Origin of the sequence: Paenibacillus sp. FSL R5-0887, from assembly GCF_038002305.1 — a bacterium.
GTDB classification, from domain to species: domain Bacteria; phylum Bacillota; class Bacilli; order Paenibacillales; family Paenibacillaceae; genus Paenibacillus_AQ; species Paenibacillus_AQ odorifer.
Window position 1 is genome coordinate 32914 of the sequence record NZ_JBBOCE010000003.1, and the last position, 18702, is coordinate 51615.

An 18702-nucleotide genomic window follows, 5' to 3' on the forward strand; every position below is an offset into this window, starting at 1 on the left:
TGTCCATATTTACCGATGTTTATTCAGCGGCATCTGTAGCACTTGGGGATGCGCTTGGAGCTGTAGTGGCTTCTGTTCCACTATTTGTTCCGGTTTCATCGGCGGCAGCAGAGCTTTTTGGCAGATTGATGTTCTCAATAATGCCTTCCAGATCCTTTTCCATGAACGTTTCTAGGTTCTTGGATACAATTGAGCTCTTAAGGCCTTCTTTTTGCTCATCCGTTAACTGGTCAAAAGTCTTGTCTGTACGGGACTCCACCTTGATGATGTGGTAACCGTAAGAAGTTTCTACAGGATCACTGATGGTATTTAGAGGCAAGGTCTGAGCAGCCTTCTTAAACTCCTCCACATAAGTGCCTACAGCTTTATCTTTATATTCTCCGCCTGCCTCTTTAGAGCCAGTATCGTCAGAATATTCCTTAGCGATGGCTGCGAAATCAGCACCGCCATCCAGCTTCGCCTTAACTTCTTTCGCTATTTTAAGCGCTTCTTCGCTGGTACGCTCTTTGTTGTCTGCATCTGTCAGACCAATTAGCACATGACGCAGTGTGGCAACCGTAAAGTCGCCTTTAGTCGCTTCGAATTCTTTGACAACTTCATCATCAGTCACTTTAAGCAGCATATCCTGATAAACTGTCAGCACACGCTCCATATAAGTACGAATATCTTTCTCTGTAACGTCAGCATCTTTCAATGTCTTCTTATAGGTATCGCCCAACTGTTCCTTAATGCTTGCGATTTGAGTATCGGCTTCTTTCTCCGCTTGCTTTTTCGCTTCATCCGTTGCTTGGGAAGCCAAATATTCAAAGCCCACTTCTTGCTTCAGAATGGACTCCTTAAACGCATCGATTTCTAAATATTGCGCTTGTTGTGGAGAGAGAAATTTCATGATTTTCTGATCCATTGCAAATTCCTTTTGTGTAATCGTTCCACCTTTATAAGTGGCCACAGCTTGATTATCATCCGCACTATTTCCACATGCTGCTAGCATAGAAAAGGAAACTGCCGCTGCCAATGAAACGAGCAGCACTTTCCATGATTTTGTTTTATTTAACGACATTGTGTAGTTCTCCCTTCGATTTAAAAGACTGTTTAGCTTCCTTAAGAAACTGTTCAAGCAAGTCAAGCAGCTGTTTATCACTTAAATCTTTCGATTTGACCCGGATACTGGCTTTCGCATCCCTATCAAATTGTACACGTCTTTCGAAGCTATTTCCAACTTTGGCGAGTTTCGCTGTGTCTAAAGCGCCGAGACTTCCCTCATAGAAATTCAAGGTAACATCATCTCCGCGTCTAATCATGGAATCAATGCCATACATTTTTCCATACACTTTCAAACGAGCGACCGATAGTAGATTCACCACGGCTTCAGGTAACTCACCGAACCGATCCAAGAGCTCATCTTCAAGCTCGGAAGCATCATCGAAGGAGGTTACTGCCGCCACTTTTTTATAAATTTCAATTTTTTGGATACTGTCGTAAATATACTCTGACGGCAGATACGCGTCAATCGACAAATCAATGACTGTATTGCCTTCTTTCAGGGATGTATCTTCCTCCCCAAGCACAGTAACCTTACGCTTACGAATTTCCTCCGCCAGCATTTGTGAGTACAGATCAAACCCCACGGATGCGATAAAGCCATGCTGCTCTGCACCCAGCAAGTTACCTGCACCGCGAATAGACAGATCTCGCATCGCTATTTTGAAACCAGAGCCCAGCTCCGTAAATTCCTTAATAGACTGCAGACGTTTCTCTGCAACCTCTGTCAGCACCTTGTCCCGTTGATACGTGAAATAAGCGTAAGCGATCCGATTGGACCGGCCTACACGTCCACGCAGCTGATAGAGCTGAGACAAGCCCATTTTATCCGCATCATGCACAATAAGTGTATTAACGTTCGGAATATCTACGCCCGTCTCAATAATACTTGTGCTGACGAGCACATCGTATTCTCCGTCAAGGAAATCGAGAATGGTCTTCTCCAGCTCAGATTCCGACATTTGACCATGTCCGATGCCAACTCTAGCCTCAGGAACAAGCATAGAGATTTGAGCAGCCATTTCTTGAATGCCCTGCACACGATTATAGAGATAATAGACTTGACCACCACGAGCTAATTCCCGCTCTACAGCTTCCCGCGTAAGGGTCTGGCTATGCTCCACTACATACGTCTGTACAGGGAATCTGTTCTCTGGCGGGGTCTCAATGACAGACAAATCCCGCACTCCGAGCATCGACATATGTAGCGTACGAGGAATTGGAGTTGCAGTCAGCGTAAGAACGTCTACATTCGTTTTCAGTTTTTTCAGCTTTTCTTTATGAGTCACGCCGAAACGCTGTTCTTCATCCACAATTAATAACCCCAGATCCTTGAATACAAGGTCCTGAGATAACAGACGATGTGTACCGATAACTACGTCGACAGTTCCTGCCCTAACGCCTTTAATCGTCTCGTTCTGCTCTTTACGGCTGCGGAAACGACTTAAGACCTGAATATTGAGCGGGTAATTAGCGAAACGTTCCCGGAAGGTCTCATAATGCTGCTGAGCCAAAATCGTTGTCGGGACTAGCACCGCCACCTGTTTACCTTCAATCGCTGATTTAAAAGCCGCCCGAATAGCCACTTCAGTCTTACCATACCCAACATCACCGCAAAGCAATCGGTCCATTGGCCGGTTTTGTTCCATATCCTTCTTAATCTCTTCGATAGCCCGAAGCTGATCTCGGGTCTCCTCGTAAGGGAACATTTCTTCAAATTCATGCTGTTCCTGTGTATCCTTTTCAAAACCATATCCTGCGGCACTTTGGCGCTCAGCATATAGCTTTATCAAATCATCAGCAATATTCTGAACGGAGGAACGAACCTTATTGGTCACTCGTGTCCATTCGTTGCCGCCTAGCTTATATACTTTCGGCTCTTTATCTTCGGAACCGACATATTTCTGAATCAGGTCAATCTGCTCAATCGGAACTGAGAGCTTATCGCCGCCAGCATACAGAATATGCATGTAATCACGGTGAATACCGCTGACCTCAAGCGTGCCGATTCCCATATATTTTCCGATACCATGGTTCTGATGGACGACATAATCACCGATTTTCAGCTCTGTGTAACTCTTGATCCGTTCTGCATTATCTATTCCTTTGGAGATCTTCCGTGCCTTCCGCTGCTTCTGAGAGAACATTTCTCCCTCAGTTATAACAGCTAGATGAATAGAGGGCAGCTCAAAACCAGAACCCAGATTTCCTTGTACAATCATCGGCTCGTTAATGCCGTAATCATAAAGAACTCTGCGCACTCGTTCAATCCGTTCCTCACTGCTCGCAAGCATCATTACCTTAACACCGGACTTCTGCCAACGCTCCATTTCCGATTTCAGCACATTCATCTGGCCATGGAAATCCTGCATTCCACGACTGATAAACCCAAGAATGTTCTGAGGCTGAATATGCGGAACCTGACGTAAAAAGATTGACATAAACAGGCTTTGGAACGGGCGCTGATACATAACAACATCCGTATCGACAGAGAGATCTAGATCCGGCAATGATTTGCCGTTTTGCAGCAAATGCAGATTCCATTCCGATTCATCCCGTTCAAGCTGTCTCGCCGTTTCGAGCAGTCTTGTCGGCTCATCTAGAATAAGAATGGTATCCTGGGCCATGTAATCAAATAAATGAGAGCGTTCAGGATATAAAAGACTGATATATTTATAGATCTCCGGGAAATAAGTACCTTCCCGCAGCATTTCCAGCTCACGGCCAATTTCTTCCCGCAGCCTGAGCTTCGCCTGGCGATCCGCCATCTTCTCCAACTGTCGCTCCATCATAGCTGAGGCTTCAGCAGAAGCAGATTCCTGGCGCAATCTACTAGCTATAATCTCTTTGGCCGGTGTAATCTTCACACTACGTACCTTATCAATAGATCGCTGATCCACTGGATCAAAAGTTCTTATGGAATCAACCTCATCGTCAAATAACTCAACCCGATAAGCCAAAGGAGATGTCATTGGATAAAAATCAATTATTCCACCCCGTACGCTCAGTTCACCACGATTCTCAACCCGCTCTACTCTTTCATAGCCCATTTCAATCATGGACATCAAAAATTCATCCAGAGCAAGCGTTCCATCTTGGGAAACGGTGACTTGTGCCTCTGCCATAACCTCTGGGGCTGGCAGCAATCTACGCACTCCTGAGTAAGGAACTACAACAATACCACGGAAGCCCTGAGCACATTTGGTCAGCACATCTATACGCTGAGCCAGTGTCTCTGGGCTTGATACAGCCGCTTCTGCAGCCACTAGTTCATTGGCGGGATAGAGCAGAACCCGGTCAGGAGAAAGCGCTTCCTGCAAATCATCGGCCATCTTCTGGGCCGAAAACATATTATGAGTCACTACAAGTAAGGGACGAGTTGTCTCTTCATGTAATGCTGCAAGCATAATCTGTCTAGCAGAACCTGTAAGCCCCGAAATGAGCTGCTCTTTCATACCTGCAGCAACACCATGGGTGATAGACTGGAAATCGGGATCCTTGGAAAAAGCTTCTATAAGACCTTGTAACAACAGGCGCACCTCTCTTACTAAACAGGCTAACGGTGGCATAGCCACCGTCACCTATTATGATTGGAATCGAAAAGAAGCCTCAGCTGTAACGCCAAGGCTTGCGGATGACGATAGAGACAGGCGCTTCCACCTTACTGAAGCGGACTTGTCAGCAGGCTAAGCTCCGGATTGTTCTCTAAAGCCTCCTTGCAATAGTCGCAAGTAACCTTTACCGTGATTTCACCTTCTGAATTATACGCTATTATATCTCTGCGCTCCGCAGGGGTCAAGGAATGAAGGCCCAACTGCATTTCTGTAACATCACTTCTATTAATACTGCCTAGAGATGTCTTACAGTGCCTACAAACATAGTTTATTGCCATCTATATGCCTCCTGAAGGTACTATATACCTTCAGTATGTCCGGGCAGCTTCATCTTTAGCCTTAAAAACAACAGGGTTTACAGATTAACCATTGAACTTAGCCATCGTCTGCTCGAATGAATGCTGTAAGCTGTATTCCAGTGCATCACAAGTATTAAGGATCATTTGCTTAAGCGGATCGCTTTCCTTCTTAGGAAAAGTAGAAAGAACATAATCGACAATAGCAAAACCTGGATCAGGACGAGAAATACCCATTCGTACCCGATTGAAATTCTGTGTTCCTACATGCTGTATGATGGATTTAATTCCATTATGTCCACCAGCGCTTCCTTGATAACGCAAGCGGATTTTTCCGATTTCTGTATCCAAATCATCATAAACGACGATCATATCTTCAAGTTGAACTTTGTAATAATCCATATAAGCGCGAACGGCCTCACCGGACAAGTTCATAAAGGTCATGGGCTTAATCAATACGGTTTTGACGCCACCAATGACCCCTTCACCGATGACGGATTTACATTTGCTCTGGTTGAAGTCAATTCCGTTCTGGGCAGCAAGCTCATCCAAAGCCATAAAGCCAACATTATGCCTTGTTTTCGCGTACTGTGTTCCGGGATTCCCCAATCCGACAATCCATTTCATTATCGAACCTTTCCTTTCCGTTCGGGCTCTCCGGCAAGAGGAGTCCGTTTTTGGTACAATAGATCTAATCTACATATCTCTGTGCAACCAGAGCGAAATTATACTCCGAAGACAGGTGATAACCCATGCCGCACAAAGGCGAATTATTGACACATCAACGCCATTTTCAGTACCACATCCAATATGCAGTGCCCGTGGAAATATACAAGGGCGACGTGCATATTGATATCGGTGTATTAACAGCGGTAGACGAAGCTTTCGTGGAGCTACAAGGGACACTCTATAACCGCAGTTTATTCACCTTTGTCTCCCGTCCCGGATATTAAATCCAGTAGTTCTACCTGTAGCACGCCGATAAGGGTTACATCTCCGAGAACGGAGGTGTAACCCTTTTGTACTATTCATTCGTTATATTTATTCAATCTCGAACAATTTACTAATCGACAACTCTTCATGAACGCGGATAATTGCCTCACCCATAAGTGGAGCCACGGACAACACCTTGAGCTTAGAGGTTGGATTCGCGCTGCGAATTGGAATGGTATCCGTCACGATAATTTCTTTGATTGGAGAATTCTCCAGACGCTCGTGTGCAGGACCAGACAATACTGGGTGTGTACAGCATGCGTATACTTCCTTCACGCCGCCTTCCATCAAAGCATTAGCACCAAGTACGATCGTTCCAGCGGTATCGATGATATCATCGATCAGGATGGCTGTTTTGCCTTCGATATTACCGATGATGTTCATAACTTCGCTGACGTTAGGTTCTGGACGACGCTTGTCTATAATAGCCAGTGGAGCGTTCAGGAAATCAGCAAGCTTTCTTGCACGTACTACACCGCCATGGTCCGGCGATACGACAACTGGGTTCTCGATTTGCTTGGAACGGAAATACTGAGCCAGAATCGGTACACCAAGCAAGTGATCCACTGGAATATCGAAGAATCCTTGAATCTGCATGGCATGAAGATCCATCGTGATTACACGGTGAGCGCCAGCCTTTTCAATTAGATTCGCTACCAGCTTAGCGGTAATGGGGTCACGGGAACGGGCTTTACGATCTTGACGGGCATATCCGTAGTAAGGGATAACCACGTTGATGCTTTTTGCGGAGGCACGTTTAAGCGCATCTACCATAACCAAAAGCTCCATCAGGTTATCATTTACAGGGCCACAAGTGGATTGAACAATATAAACATGGCATCCCCGAACGCTTTCTGACAGCTTGACCTGAATTTCTCCATCGCTGAAACTTGTGGTGTGTGATTCACCCATCGGAATCCCGATGTAATCAGCAATTTGACTAGCTAGCTTAGGATTGGAGTTACAGGTGAAAATCTTTAACTTGGAATCACAATAAGTCATAAAATATAAACCCTCCGTGACGGAATTTAGCTTTCCAAAGGCGCCGGCGCGGAAATATAAGTCCGTCCGGCGCTTCTTAGCAACGCTTTACGATGGACTCGAGTGGTCTTTCTTCGCTTTTGCACGGGAACGGATCTTCTCTGCATATCCCGGTTTGTTCTCTTGTCTTACTCTAGCTACAGCCAGATCGTTCTCGGAAACGGAACGTGTAATTGTCGAACCTGCTACAACAAAAGCCCCTTTGCCCACAGTAACTGGAGCAATAAGGTTAACATTACTGCCAATAAAGGCATCGTCTGCGATTGTTGTCTTGAATTTATTATACCCGTCGTAGTTAACGGTAATCGCACCGCACCCGACGTTTACATTCTTACCTACAGATGCGTCGCCGACATAACTAAGATGTGACACTTTTGAACCGTCACCAATCGTAGCATTCTTGATTTCGACGAAATCTCCAACCTTAACCTCTTCTCCAAGCACAGAGCCTGGACGCAAATAGGCAAAAGGCCCAACGGTTGTCCGTGCGCCGACTTGAGCTTGATTCAATACGGACTGCTTAATCGTTGCATCATCCATAATCTGACAGTCTTCGATTTCACTAGCCGGTCCGATCACACAATTGTCCCCGATTACAGTCTTCCCTTTCAGGATGGTTCCTGGATAAAGCGTAGTATCTGATCCGATAACTACATCTGCTCCGATATAAGTCGAGGCTGGATCAATGATGGTCACACCGCCCAGCATGTGTTTACGATTAATACGTTGACGCATAAAGGCTTCCGCTTCGGACAAAGCTAAACGATCATTAACGCCGATAGACTCAGCTGCGTCATGGGTCTGATATCCTAATACGGTATCCCCTTGTGAACGAAGAATCCCAATCACATCAGTCAAATAATACTCCTGCTGGTTATTACTGTTCGTTACCTTCTCGAGTGCAGCAAATAATTTAGCATTATCAAAACAATAAGTGCCTGTATTGATTTCTTGAACCGCATCTTCTTCAGTAGTGCAATCCTTCTGCTCTACAATCTTCAGAACGCCGCCATCTTCACCACGAATAATTCTTCCGTAGCCTGTAGGCTTTTCCATAACAGCTGTCAATACGGTTGCAGCCGCATTACGCTGTTCATGAAGCGCCATGAGTCCTTCTAGAGTTTCCGTGGTAACAAGTGGTGTGTCTCCACAAATAACTATAGTTGTTCCTTCTTCGCCAGCAAGTAAATCCTTTGCTTGTTTGACAGCATGGCCAGTGCCGAGCTGAGTTTCCTGCAGAACGTATTCCGCTCCTTCACCTACATAGGCCTTAACTTTCTCTGCGCCATGCCCAACAACAACAACGGTGCGCTGGCATCCGGTCGCTTTTACTGTATCAAGCACGTGCCCTACCATCGGCTTACCGCAAACGGGGTGCAGCACCTTATATAATTTAGATTTCATTCGCTTGCCTTGACCTGCGGCAAGTACTACAGCCATTCTTTTCAAGAATGCCAACCTCCTACTCTTGAACTCACTACTGAATATATCTCATTCCGGGCAAAAAGAAAAGAGAACCATGAAGTCATGGTTCTCTTTTCTATAAACCCCAAGTTAGAAAAGCATTTATCGCTGCCTTTCGAAGATGTCGTCAAATCCTTCACCAGCAATAGCTTTTCTTGCAAGATCAGGCTGCTAATTCATGAAGTGTATGTCGGTGTGATCTTATCAAAAACGGCGGATCCTACGCCACCCAAAAGGTAGCAGTCTTCCGAGGAAGCCTAAGCTCCCTCTTCAATAACTTCTTCTTCTTCCGTAGCGGCGCGATCGTACTCGGCCAGAACCGCGGATTGAATCTTCTCGCGTGTTCCCGAAGAGATCGGGTGCGCGATATCGCGGAATTCGCCGTCCGGTGTACGCTTGCTGGGCATTGCAACAAACATCCCATTATTGCCATCGATGACGCGAATGTCATGAACAACAAACTCGTTATCGATGGTAATGGATGCGATTGCTTTCATTCTCCCCTCAGAGTTAACGCGGCGGAGTCTGACATCCGTAATTTGCATGTGTGTGTTCACCACCTTTTTCCATCAGAGACTTGGTGTATAATTCCACACAGCAAAGCGAATTCCTTCTTTTTGATTCCATAAAATACCTAAAAAAGAAATATATTTTTTGGGATATGTTGTTTTCGACATACATCGAGTAGTTTTCTTAATATTCCTTACGTTTTCGACAATTTCCACGCTTTTTGAAAATGTAAGAGAATGGCTAATCAAGAGGAAAAGTAGTTGCCCGGATGCGCCGAAATTCTCCGCTCTTTCGAGTCTACTTCACTTAGTTTTACCAAGGACACGTAATCGTGCAACAGACGCTCTTCCGTCTCTACAGCGCCTGATTCCACTAAAACGCCTACCCCTGCAACCTCGGCATTAAATTCACCGAGCAGATCGACCATACCACGTACAGTCCCTCCCGCCTTCATGAAGTCATCTACGATAAGTACTCGCGATTTCTCCTTGAGTGCACGTCTGGAGAGAGACATTGTGTGTATGCTTTTATGAGATCCTGATACGTAGTTAATACTTACTGCTGATCCCTCTGTAACCTGATGGTCACGTCGCACAAGCACTACCGGCAAGCCTAGCTGTGCTGCTGTTGCATAGGCTAGTGGAATGCCTTTCGTTTCAACGGTCATCACCACATCGATTTCCGATCCGTAAAAGGCCGTTGCGATGATCTTACCCGCCTGTTCCATCAAAGACGGCAACCCAAGTAGATCCGACATATACAAATAACCGCCAGGCAATATCCGGTCAGTCTGCTCTAGCTGCACACATAAGCGCTGCACAAAGGTAAGCGCCATATCTTTAGGCATAACCGGGATATAACGTACTCCACCCGCTGCACCAGCTAAAGTCTGCAGCTCTCCGATGCCTTCACCTTCAAATACTTCTTTTATGATTGCCAAATCTTCACTAATGGAGGACTTAGCCGCTCCATAGCGATCGGCAAATATAGACAGCGGCAGTAGTTCATGCGGCCGCTCAAGTAAAAACTGAGTCATGTCTACCAAACGTTGGCTTCTTTTTAATTTCTTCACGGAATGCTCCTCGCCAAAACCGAATATTTTAGAAAAATATATCACTTTTGTACGGGTTTACACAAGAGAAGCAGACTAATTCAGTGATCTCACTGCGTAGACTTCCTTGCAGAACCCTCGCAGTCCGTTGTAAATCCTTGCTACTTTAGACTGCTTGGACACTAACCCGAATACGGTAGGTCCGCTGCCTGACATCAGTACGCCATCTGCTCCAAGCTTTATCATCGCTTCCTTGAGCTGCTGAACCTCTGGATGCAGCTTTAAGGTAACATCCTCAAGCACGTTGCCCAGATGGTTGCAAACGCCCCCAAAGTCTCCAGCTTCTATCGCTTGCTGCATCTTTCGAGCAGAAGGATGAACCGCTATATTATTGCTCCGAACGCGTCCATACACTTCTGCAGTCGATACATTGATCGGTGGTTTCGCCAACACAACCCAGCATTGTGGCGGGTTATTGATTGGTGTCAGCTTTTCGCCTCGTCCTGTAGCCAAGGCTGTGCCGCCTGTGACGCAGAAAGGTACATCAGAACCCAGCTCAGCGCCAAGCTCCTGTAGCTCCTGCGCAGGAATACCCAGACGCCACAGACGGTTTAGACCGCGTAGCGTAGCTGCGGCATCACTGCTGCCGCCAGCCAGGCCAGCCGCAACCGGAATTCTTTTATCCAGATGGATATGTACCCCATTCTTCACGTTATAACGGTCTTTAATAAGCCTTGCCGCCTGGAAAGCTAAATTTTTCTCGTCCAGGGGAATATAACCAGCCTGACTTGATATTATAATAGTATCCCTTGGCAGCTCAGACAGCTCTAAGCGGTCTGCTAAATCTACCATGGTCATAATCATTTCCACCTCATGAAAACCGTCAGCACGTTTGTGCAGCACATCCAGCATCAAATTAATTTTAGCTGGTGCCTTTTCATACATTTTCAAGGCGTTCACCCACCTTCAGCTTTTCCCGTAAAAACAACTTAACATATTATATGAGAAACTTCTAATGAAGTCCAATAATAAAAGGGTGTCGCCATTTAGACGCACCCTTTTTCAGTAATATTCACTTTATAGCCTAAAATTTAAGATTTCCGCGCAGCCTGTTCAGCAAGCTGTATCGCTTTTTTCACCATGTTGCCAGCGTCTTGAGTTGTAATTCCACCCCAGCCCTCACGTTCCACGGTTTCATAAAAACCCAGCTCCTTGGCTAACTCTGTCTTCAGTTCCTCCGACATCATGCCTCGTTTTCTGCGGCTCATTACGGAATTCCTCCCTTATGAAAATAAATGATTAACCCGTTGCCCAATTAGTATGCTTGCTTAGCACACGGATCATGCACCAAATATTTGTCCCAAAAAACGTAAACAAAAAACAGCCTCCAAGGGAGACTGTTCGTGAAACATTAAGCTTTAATATACATAATCCGCATCTGCCCATCGTCTTCACAAACTGTGATTTCCACAGATTCAGTAAGTATATCGGCATAGCTATAGGAGACTCGCTTAAAAGTTTGCTGCTCCTGATCCAGTTTGACAATAAATACAGAAGGGTACGTTTCTTCCAGGACACCTGTGCGTTCAACGGTTTTACGACGACCTCCGTTTGCACGCAATGTGATCTTATGACCGACGTGAGCTTCAAGACTGCGTTTGATTTCCAACAGCGCGTTATTAGCCATTACCTGACGACCACCTCTTTTCTTGTCCATTATACAACTTTTTCAGGACAATGTCAAAGCAAATAAATAATTAATTATAGTTGATGCATATTTCGTTGTCAACGGAATTTTTTTGCGAGAAATCAGCGCCGGACTAATATCCTTGTTATCTGTAATATAGGCATTACAAAGAAAAAAAGAAAGGGTTAAGCTCAGCGCTCACCCTTTCTTTCGGATATTCTATTCAACCCATTCAAATTACCTATATTCCTGACACCATAGACCTATCTCTGCCGCTTAAATGGCTGATGGTGTCACTTTTAGCGCCGACAGATTCTGCAGTCGCGGCATTCCGATGCGGAAGCTGCCACGGGTCTCAACACCACCAATACCCTGATTACCGCTGATGGTATTATTCAGAACATCGCTAAGATTTACAGTATCCCTGATGGAAGTAAAGGATGATTTTGCTGCTACATACACGGGATCCAGAGCATGGATCAAAATTCGACCAGGTGAACTGGCAAAATTAGCTCCAGCTCCAAGTAAGGCCTCGAAATGAGATTGACAAGCACCGGCAACAATAGTCAACGCATCAAAATTCCGCTCATACTCCCTAGCTACCCTAATAGCAGCTATAAAGTTTTGCGAATTTTTATAGCTATTCAGACTATACAGATCGTAAGTATGCTGTTGCTTCAGTACCCCATCATGACCAGTGATCACTACAATATCTGGGCGTACACGGGGCAACAGCCGGTATAACGTATCAGCCATTGCAGATTCATGAACATGATGCCCTTCAGCGGGAATCCGCAGCTGCTCGTATAAGCTAAGGCTCTTATTCAAATATGCCGGATCGCCATCCAGATGCAGTACTTTACCTGGCACTTCAAAATAAGGAGCTTCCTTGGACGGTGGAGCCCATGTCCCCTCTGTTAGGGTTCCCCCGCTCCGCTGACTTTGCTCCTGACGGTCCTTCCGCAGCTGTGTCAGTGATTCCTTCGCTTTGATCTGTGCTTGCTGTCCCCGTTCCGTTATTCGGGTAGGAGGCACTTGAACCAGGTCATCCAGAGGAGAATCCGCCAACAGGCGGAAATCTGTGCCTTTAATGACGGCTCTATCCTGCACAATATTATCTACACGAAATGTTAAATCACCGCCATAAGATTTGCGAACGACCAAGTCTCCTAAATTCATTACAACCACCACCTCTACCCCATCGTATGGGCAAAGGCCTCAGTTGGTTCATAACTCAACATATTTTTAAAATATAAGAATGTATAATGCTCCACCAGAATAACATCCTTATATTTCTACGAGAAACGGTTTTCGTCCTTAAGACAACAACCGTTTCCTATTGCTTATTCAATTCCAGCGGCTAGCAAAACACCGCTTAAGCGGGCGTATTCTTCAAGACTGAGTGTTTCTCCGCGACGGGTCGGTTCAATACCCGCTTCTGCGAGTAAAGCCTCCAGCTGCTCACGTCCTTGTTCAGGGAAGTAACGAGCCTTCAGATTGTTAGCAATCGTCTTGCGGCGCTGTGTGAAAGAAGCGTGAACCACTTCAAAGAAATGCTTCTCACTCTCCACCTTTACCGGAGGATGCTCTCTAACCTTCAGACGGATAACAGCAGACTCCACATTAGGTTGAGGGATGAATACCGTACGTGGCACGATACAGACGAGCTCAGGCTCGCTGTAGTACTGCACGGCAATGCTAAGACTTCCGTATTCCTTTCCACCTGGAGATGCAGCCATACGCTCCGCAACCTCCTTCTGAATCATTACAACGATGTTATCAAGGGGAAGCTTCTCTTCGAGCAGCTTCATCAGAATCGGAGTAGTCACATAATAAGGCAGGTTAGCAACCACACTGACCTTGTTCACAGTGGTGAAATCTTCCTTGAACATTTCCTGCAAGTTCACATTGAGGACATCATCGTTACGAACCTTAACATGGGGATAGGGGGAAAGTACGTCTTTTAATATTGGAATCAGTCTACGGTCAATCTCTACGGCAGTTACAGCACCCGCTGTTAGTGCCAGACGCTCCGTCAGCGCTCCAATTCCCGGCCCGATCTCCAGCGCCCCAGAATCGCTATCTAGTCCAGCAGCGTCTACAATCTTGTCCAAAATATTCTGATCAATCAAAAAATTCTGTCCCAGGCTTTTCTTGAACTTGAATCCATAACGTTGAATAATCTCTTTGGTCCGTTTTGGAGTCGAAATTTCCTCTCTACCACTCATGAAGTAATGCCTCCCTGATCAATTTGGGCGAGAGCCCCGGCAAATTCCTCCCGCGTAATCCCAAACATCGCCAGCCGCTTGTACAGCTGTTTGCCGTTACAATATCCGATTCCAAGCAAATTACCAAGTGCCATACGTCTTTCAGCAGCCCGAGGGTGTACAAGCATTCCAGCGGCCATAAGATCATCAATACCAATCAAAGCAGGTGCTCCTTCAAAAGAGGTATGTACATTACGCAGCGCATGACGAATCGCCTCTGGCGATGCATTCTCTACACCGATATCCCCTTTTCGAGTTGCGTCCTTCTCTGGAATAAAAGCATGCTTGCAGCCCGGCACCTTCGCTGAAACGATTTTACGAATTCGCTCCCCAGCATGGTCCGGGTCCGTAAGAATAATAACCCCTCTACGTTCCATAGCAAGCGCGATCTTAGCAATTACAGTCCGGTTTACAGCAGAGCCGCCTGTCTCAATGGTATCCGCTTCTACAGCACGCTTAATGGCTACGGTATCGCTTTTGCCTTCAACGACGATTAATTCCTTAATCATATTTCTTGACTCCTTCCAAAAAAAGCAAAAAGAAGAGGATTCGCTCCTCTTCTTTTGGTTAAAGAATGTATAAGTGATGAGCGGTTGCTCTGCGATCAACGAAATGATCATCCAGCGTTCCTTAACGGTTATCATCACTATAGCTTATCAAAGGATTTTTTGCAAAAGCTTCAGTTCTAGTTAAGCTCTGGTTTCACAGGTCCAATCACATAAACGGTACGTGATTTACGGCCGAAATTACGAGCATGGCTCAGGGAATCATAATAGACATCCACTTTATTGCCTTTAATGGCACCGCCAGTATCCTCTGCACGGCGGAATCCAAGCCCATCGATATAAACCCACCAGCCAATAGGAATTACATTCGGATCTACTGCAATTGTACGACCTTCCGTTACGCGTGTTCCGGAGGCAGTTTTAGTACCTATCCCTGGCTCTTCTGACGAATAAGCTGTCATGGAGACGTTCTTAATCATCTTCTTGTACTCAAAGTCTACGCCAGCCTTGCTTGTGACGTTCTTAGTCTTAGCGCTAACTTTAGTCGTTTTGGAGGTAGTGCTTGATTTGGAAGTTGTTGTAGCTTTAGCAACTACAGTAGGCTTAGGAAGTGCTTTAGTACCAACGGCAATGATCTTATCTTTTGTTACCGTTTGTACTTCCTTGCCGATCATGCGCATAGAGGCCAGTTCTCCGTCTTGATAGATCTTTTCAATATGCTGAACCATGACGCCTGGTTTGCCTGCCTGTGCCACTCTAACTGTTCCCACAGTAAGGGAGGGATCTGCTGTCTTAATAACACGGAAAGGTAAGTTAGTTGTTCGCTGTACCGTTTGCTTGTTGATACGAACGATCTTAATCTCCATGTCAGCAGAGATGGTGGTGTCTAACGAAGGAAAAATCTTATCATAGCCTTCTAGGTTGATACCCAGTTTGTCAATCGCTTGACCGATAGTGTCTTCGGTCGTATATAACGTTTTTGTTGCTCCGTCCGCAGTAAGGCTAAATTTCTGCGCACGATTGATAACGACACGGTCACCGTCTTTTATTTCATCACTCAGACCTAAAGATAATTCATCATGCGGCTGCAGCGAAATTTGCTCTTTCTCCAACACATCACCAAGAAGTGCTTCTCGCGTTTCAAGTGTCTGTGTTTGCCCGTCTATTACTAAAACTAATTGTTTATTACTTTGACCGTGTACGTACAGCAGAATTAACAGCGCGATTGCGATTGAAATCACACCTGCAAGTAAAAGTACGCGAGTATTTACTTGCTCCCACCGTAATGCGAAAGACCTGCTGGATGACTGCGAATCATGGGATACCTCTGGTTGGAATAAGCCCATTCTCTCCATCCTCCTTACATAGCCTCGTCGTCAATTTGTATATCATGAGGACTGAATTTCTTTGACGAAACTATTTGAGATTGTCACAGGATACGCACGTATTAACTTAGCGTCTCCTGCTCATGGATCGCCTGCTCGGCACAGCTACTCCCACACCTGTTATATAACAGTATGCGGGCAACATTCAGTTTATTCAAAAATAAAGAAGCCTAAAAAGAGTTCTCTTGAGGACTCTTTCGTGGCTTCTCCGATGTCAGAATACGCGGGAATGTTTGTGCACGAGGTTGCCTCTCTTACTTGCGCTTACGGGGTTAGCTGTCGGGTTCGGACGAAAGAGAGACGCCCTATTTCAGGTCACCCGCTCACGGCGGTTGCCCTTAAATTCACCCCAAAGACCACGTGAAGAAATCAAATATTGTTCTGCGGCAATTCCTAGTCGTATTCAAGATACAGGCATGCGGCAGTTCAATATTGGTTCCCCCGTTCTCCATACGGAGACTCAGCGAGACGATCCATGAATCAATGGCTGTCACAATAACAACAGCTCACATCACTGAAAAGATGATATCCTGTTTTGATGCATGTTGTAAAGGACGATTCAACCACGTTTACGCAAATATATGGTTAAAATATTGTAATAATCAGCCGTTTTTATATTAAAAAAGTTTAATATATCGGCCATTCTCTATTTTTCACCCGTTTTACTCCTGTTTTCAGACAATCCCAAATCGTTCCAGTGCGTTCGCATACGTAATTTTAGCCAATTCTTCCCATGTTAACCCTTTAATTTCAGCCGCAGCCTCTGCTACTAACTTCACATGAGCACTCTCATTTCGCTTGCCTCGGAAGGGGTGTGGAGTCAAATATGGAGCGTCTGTTTCGATCAATAATCGGTCCAATGGCGTCTGTGCAAGCACCTCTTTAGGCACTCTGGCATTTTTGAACGTGATCGGTCCTCCAAATGACAAATGAAATCCTAGGTCTAGACACATTTTTGCGGTTTCCCAGCTGCCTGAGAAAGAATGCATTACGCCACCAATTTCATTTGCTTTTTCCTCCCGTAAAATCCGTACGACATCTTCATGGGCATCACGGTCATGTATACAGATTGGCATTTTTAGTTCACGGGCTAGTCCAATTTGTTTGCGGAAGACCTCCTGCTGCACATCCTTGGGAGAGGTATCCCAATAATAATCCAACCCAATCTCTCCGATGGCCACCACTTTCTCATGGCTGCAAAGAGAGGCGATCCAATCGAGGTCCCCCTCTTTCATATCAATCGCATCCTGTGGATGCCAGCCCACCGCTGCATAAATATAATCATAAGATTCAGCCAGCTTCATCGTTGAAGGGATCGTTTCCCGATTAAATCCAATATTGATCATCTTGCTAACTCCGGCCTCTACTGCACGAGCTATAACTTCCTCGCGATCCTCGTCGAATTGAGGCGCATCTAAATGTGTATGTGTGTCGAACAGATACATTTTAAAGCTCACTCCTTGTTGTTTTTATCAATAGTTCCATAAATATTTGTATTATTTTGCAAAAATCTCTGCTACAGAAAAGGGCAACCGTGTAAGGGCTTTTTTCAGCTTATCCTGTGGGAAATATAGGTGATATCTGCCACGATGAATTCCGCTTATTGAGCGCACAATATCCGATACCTCTGAAATTTCCCGCAATTGCTCATTGCGATCAAGCAGTAAAATTTGATTATTGTCGAAGGCTGCTCCTGGACGGAACACATCATAAGGCAAATCTGTCGGATAATCAATCTCTAAGTCATATTCTGGGTTAAGTCCCGCTCCCGCAAAACTGCTGCGGATTTCCGTAATCATATCTGTATCCAAATTCTCGATCTCTACATATTTATACAGTTTACGATGAATAAAACGGGTACACAAGTCGCTTAATAACTCATCTTCTTCAAGTGTCCATTGCATAAAAGCAGTCTGTACCAGTGCCTCATCAAGCATTAAATATTGCTTCACTGTTACTTCTCCTCGAAAGAGATCTTCCAGCGGAGCGATCATAAAGCGAAATTTGTACTCCTCTTGGAACAATTCTTTAGCTCTACGGAAGATTTGACGCAAAATAATTTCAGAGCTGCGCGTCACCGGATGAAAATATACCTGCCAGTACATTTGATAACGCGACATTAAATAATCTTCAATGGCATGCATACCTGATTCTTTTACTACAATCCGCCCATTATAAGGACGAAGCATTCTCAAAATCCGATCAATATCGATGGTTCCATAGTTTACACCTGTATAGTACGCATCACGCAGCAAATAATCCATACGATCAGCATCCAGCGGACTGGAAACCAAATTGACAACAATTTCATGCTCATATGTCTTAGAGATAACTGAGGCTACTTTACGAGGAAAATCTTCCTCCACATCACGCAATATTTCGGTGATCTCCGTGTCCTCCAAAATAATTCGGCAGGTCCAATCCTCATGGTTCATTTCAAAAGCTTCTTCTATAGAATGTGAAAATGGACCATGCCCTAAATCATGCAGCAAAGCCGCACACAAAGTAAGCAAACTTTCTTCAGGAATCCAATCCTTATACCCGCTGCGCTCAAATTGCGAAATGATTCTGCGTGTAATTTCATATACTCCTAAAGAATGAGAAAAACGACTATGCTCTGCACCATGAAAAGTGAGATATGAGGTACCTAACTGGCGAATCCGGCGTAAACGCTGAAATTCTTTTGTATTAATTAGTCGCCAAATAATCGTATCCTGTACGTGAATATAATTATGAACGGGATCCTTGAAAACTTTTTCTTCCGTGAGCGGCTGCTTCATGAGATCAACTCCTTCTAATAATTTAATATGATTTTAACTAATATCAGTATATAATAAGTAATTATGT

General features: G+C 45.1%; 18 protein-coding genes and 1 riboswitch. Of the genes, 1 reads left to right on the forward strand and 17 read right to left on the reverse strand.

The genetic code is table 11. The annotated features are described in order from the left end of the window. Positions 1-19: 19 nt before the first annotated feature. The 4 genes from MKY14_RS30590 to pth form a co-directional block, all read right to left on the reverse strand. Complete coding sequence (locus MKY14_RS30590; RefSeq protein ID WP_340978090.1) at positions 20-1060, reverse strand: peptidylprolyl isomerase; 1041 nt, start codon at positions 1058-1060, stop codon at positions 20-22. Next, positions 1047-4571: a transcription-repair coupling factor gene (mfd, locus tag MKY14_RS30595; RefSeq protein ID WP_038568019.1), complete on the reverse strand. Its 3525-nt coding sequence runs from the start codon at positions 4569-4571 to the stop codon at positions 1047-1049. Before mfd ends, MKY14_RS30590 begins: the two co-directional genes overlap by 14 nt. Positions 4572-4702: 131 nt before the next feature. After that, positions 4703-4933 (reverse strand): anti-sigma-F factor Fin family protein, encoded by a 231-nt coding sequence (locus MKY14_RS30600; protein ID WP_036678789.1) that lies wholly within the window; start codon positions 4931-4933, stop codon positions 4703-4705. A gap of 84 nt (positions 4934-5017) precedes the next feature. Beyond that, a complete protein-coding gene (gene pth / locus MKY14_RS30605) occupies positions 5018-5578 on the reverse strand; it encodes an aminoacyl-tRNA hydrolase (protein WP_340978091.1) in 561 nt (186 codons plus the stop codon). A gap of 125 nt (positions 5579-5703) precedes the next feature. On the opposite strand from pth, the gene MKY14_RS30610 reads away from it, so the two are divergent. After that, a complete protein-coding gene (locus MKY14_RS30610; RefSeq protein ID WP_036678792.1) occupies positions 5704-5904 on the forward strand; it encodes a hypothetical protein in 201 nt (66 codons plus the stop codon). Positions 5905-5992: 88 nt separating this feature from the next. Here MKY14_RS30610 and MKY14_RS30615 read toward each other — a convergent pair whose 3' ends face one another. The 13 genes from MKY14_RS30615 to MKY14_RS30675 form a co-directional block, all read right to left on the reverse strand. Next, positions 5993-6946: a ribose-phosphate diphosphokinase gene (locus MKY14_RS30615; protein ID WP_036678796.1), complete on the reverse strand. Its 954-nt coding sequence runs from the start codon at positions 6944-6946 to the stop codon at positions 5993-5995. An 87-nt stretch (positions 6947-7033) separates the two neighbouring features. Further along, positions 7034-8434 carry a bifunctional UDP-N-acetylglucosamine diphosphorylase/glucosamine-1-phosphate N-acetyltransferase GlmU gene (gene glmU, locus MKY14_RS30620; protein ID WP_076138495.1) on the reverse strand — a complete coding sequence of 467 codons (1401 nt, stop codon included), beginning with the start codon at positions 8432-8434 and terminating at the stop codon, positions 7034-7036. A gap of 272 nt (positions 8435-8706) precedes the next feature. Then, positions 8707-8994: a septation regulator SpoVG gene (gene spoVG, locus MKY14_RS30625; protein ID WP_020425826.1), complete on the reverse strand. Its 288-nt coding sequence runs from the start codon at positions 8992-8994 to the stop codon at positions 8707-8709. 209 nt (positions 8995-9203) lie between these two features. Beyond that, complete coding sequence (purR, locus tag MKY14_RS30630) at positions 9204-10031, reverse strand: pur operon repressor (RefSeq protein WP_036678807.1); 828 nt, start codon at positions 10029-10031, stop codon at positions 9204-9206. Between the two features lie 75 nt (positions 10032-10106). Beyond that, a complete protein-coding gene (ispE, locus tag MKY14_RS30635) occupies positions 10107-10961 on the reverse strand; it encodes a 4-(cytidine 5'-diphospho)-2-C-methyl-D-erythritol kinase (RefSeq protein WP_076194958.1) in 855 nt (284 codons plus the stop codon). Between the two features lie 140 nt (positions 10962-11101). After that, a complete protein-coding gene (locus MKY14_RS30640) occupies positions 11102-11278 on the reverse strand; it encodes a small, acid-soluble spore protein, alpha/beta type (protein WP_036678812.1) in 177 nt (58 codons plus the stop codon). 143 nt (positions 11279-11421) lie between these two features. After that, positions 11422-11697, reverse strand: a complete 276-nt coding sequence (gene veg / locus MKY14_RS30645) for a biofilm formation stimulator Veg (RefSeq protein WP_019914493.1) — start codon at positions 11695-11697, stop codon at positions 11422-11424. A gap of 276 nt (positions 11698-11973) precedes the next feature. Continuing rightward, positions 11974-12876 carry a sporulation peptidase YabG gene (gene yabG / locus MKY14_RS30650; protein ID WP_036678813.1) on the reverse strand — a complete coding sequence of 301 codons (903 nt, stop codon included), beginning with the start codon at positions 12874-12876 and terminating at the stop codon, positions 11974-11976. A 164-nt stretch (positions 12877-13040) separates the two neighbouring features. Continuing rightward, the gene (gene rsmA, locus MKY14_RS30655; RefSeq protein ID WP_036678815.1) at positions 13041-13925 is read right to left on the reverse strand and encodes a 16S rRNA (adenine(1518)-N(6)/adenine(1519)-N(6))-dimethyltransferase RsmA; all 885 of its coding nucleotides are present in this window, start codon (positions 13923-13925) and stop codon (positions 13041-13043) included. Then, a complete protein-coding gene (rnmV, locus tag MKY14_RS30660; protein ID WP_036678817.1) occupies positions 13922-14473 on the reverse strand; it encodes a ribonuclease M5 in 552 nt (183 codons plus the stop codon). The genes rsmA and rnmV overlap by 4 nt, the downstream gene beginning before the upstream one ends. 176 nt (positions 14474-14649) lie before the next feature. Then, positions 14650-15816, reverse strand: coding sequence for a 3D domain-containing protein (locus tag MKY14_RS30665; protein ID WP_076105834.1), 1167 nt, complete (start codon positions 15814-15816; stop codon positions 14650-14652). Positions 15817-16101: 285 nt separating this feature from the next. Further along, a riboswitch (cyclic di-AMP (ydaO/yuaA leader) is annotated at positions 16102-16331 on the reverse strand. Positions 16332-16529: 198 nt separating this feature from the next. After that, positions 16530-17300: a TatD family hydrolase gene (locus MKY14_RS30670; protein ID WP_036678823.1), complete on the reverse strand. Its 771-nt coding sequence runs from the start codon at positions 17298-17300 to the stop codon at positions 16530-16532. A gap of 51 nt (positions 17301-17351) precedes the next feature. Then, positions 17352-18635, reverse strand: a complete 1284-nt coding sequence (locus tag MKY14_RS30675; RefSeq protein ID WP_076130066.1) for an HD domain-containing protein — start codon at positions 18633-18635, stop codon at positions 17352-17354. Positions 18636-18702: the final 67 nt, after the last annotated feature.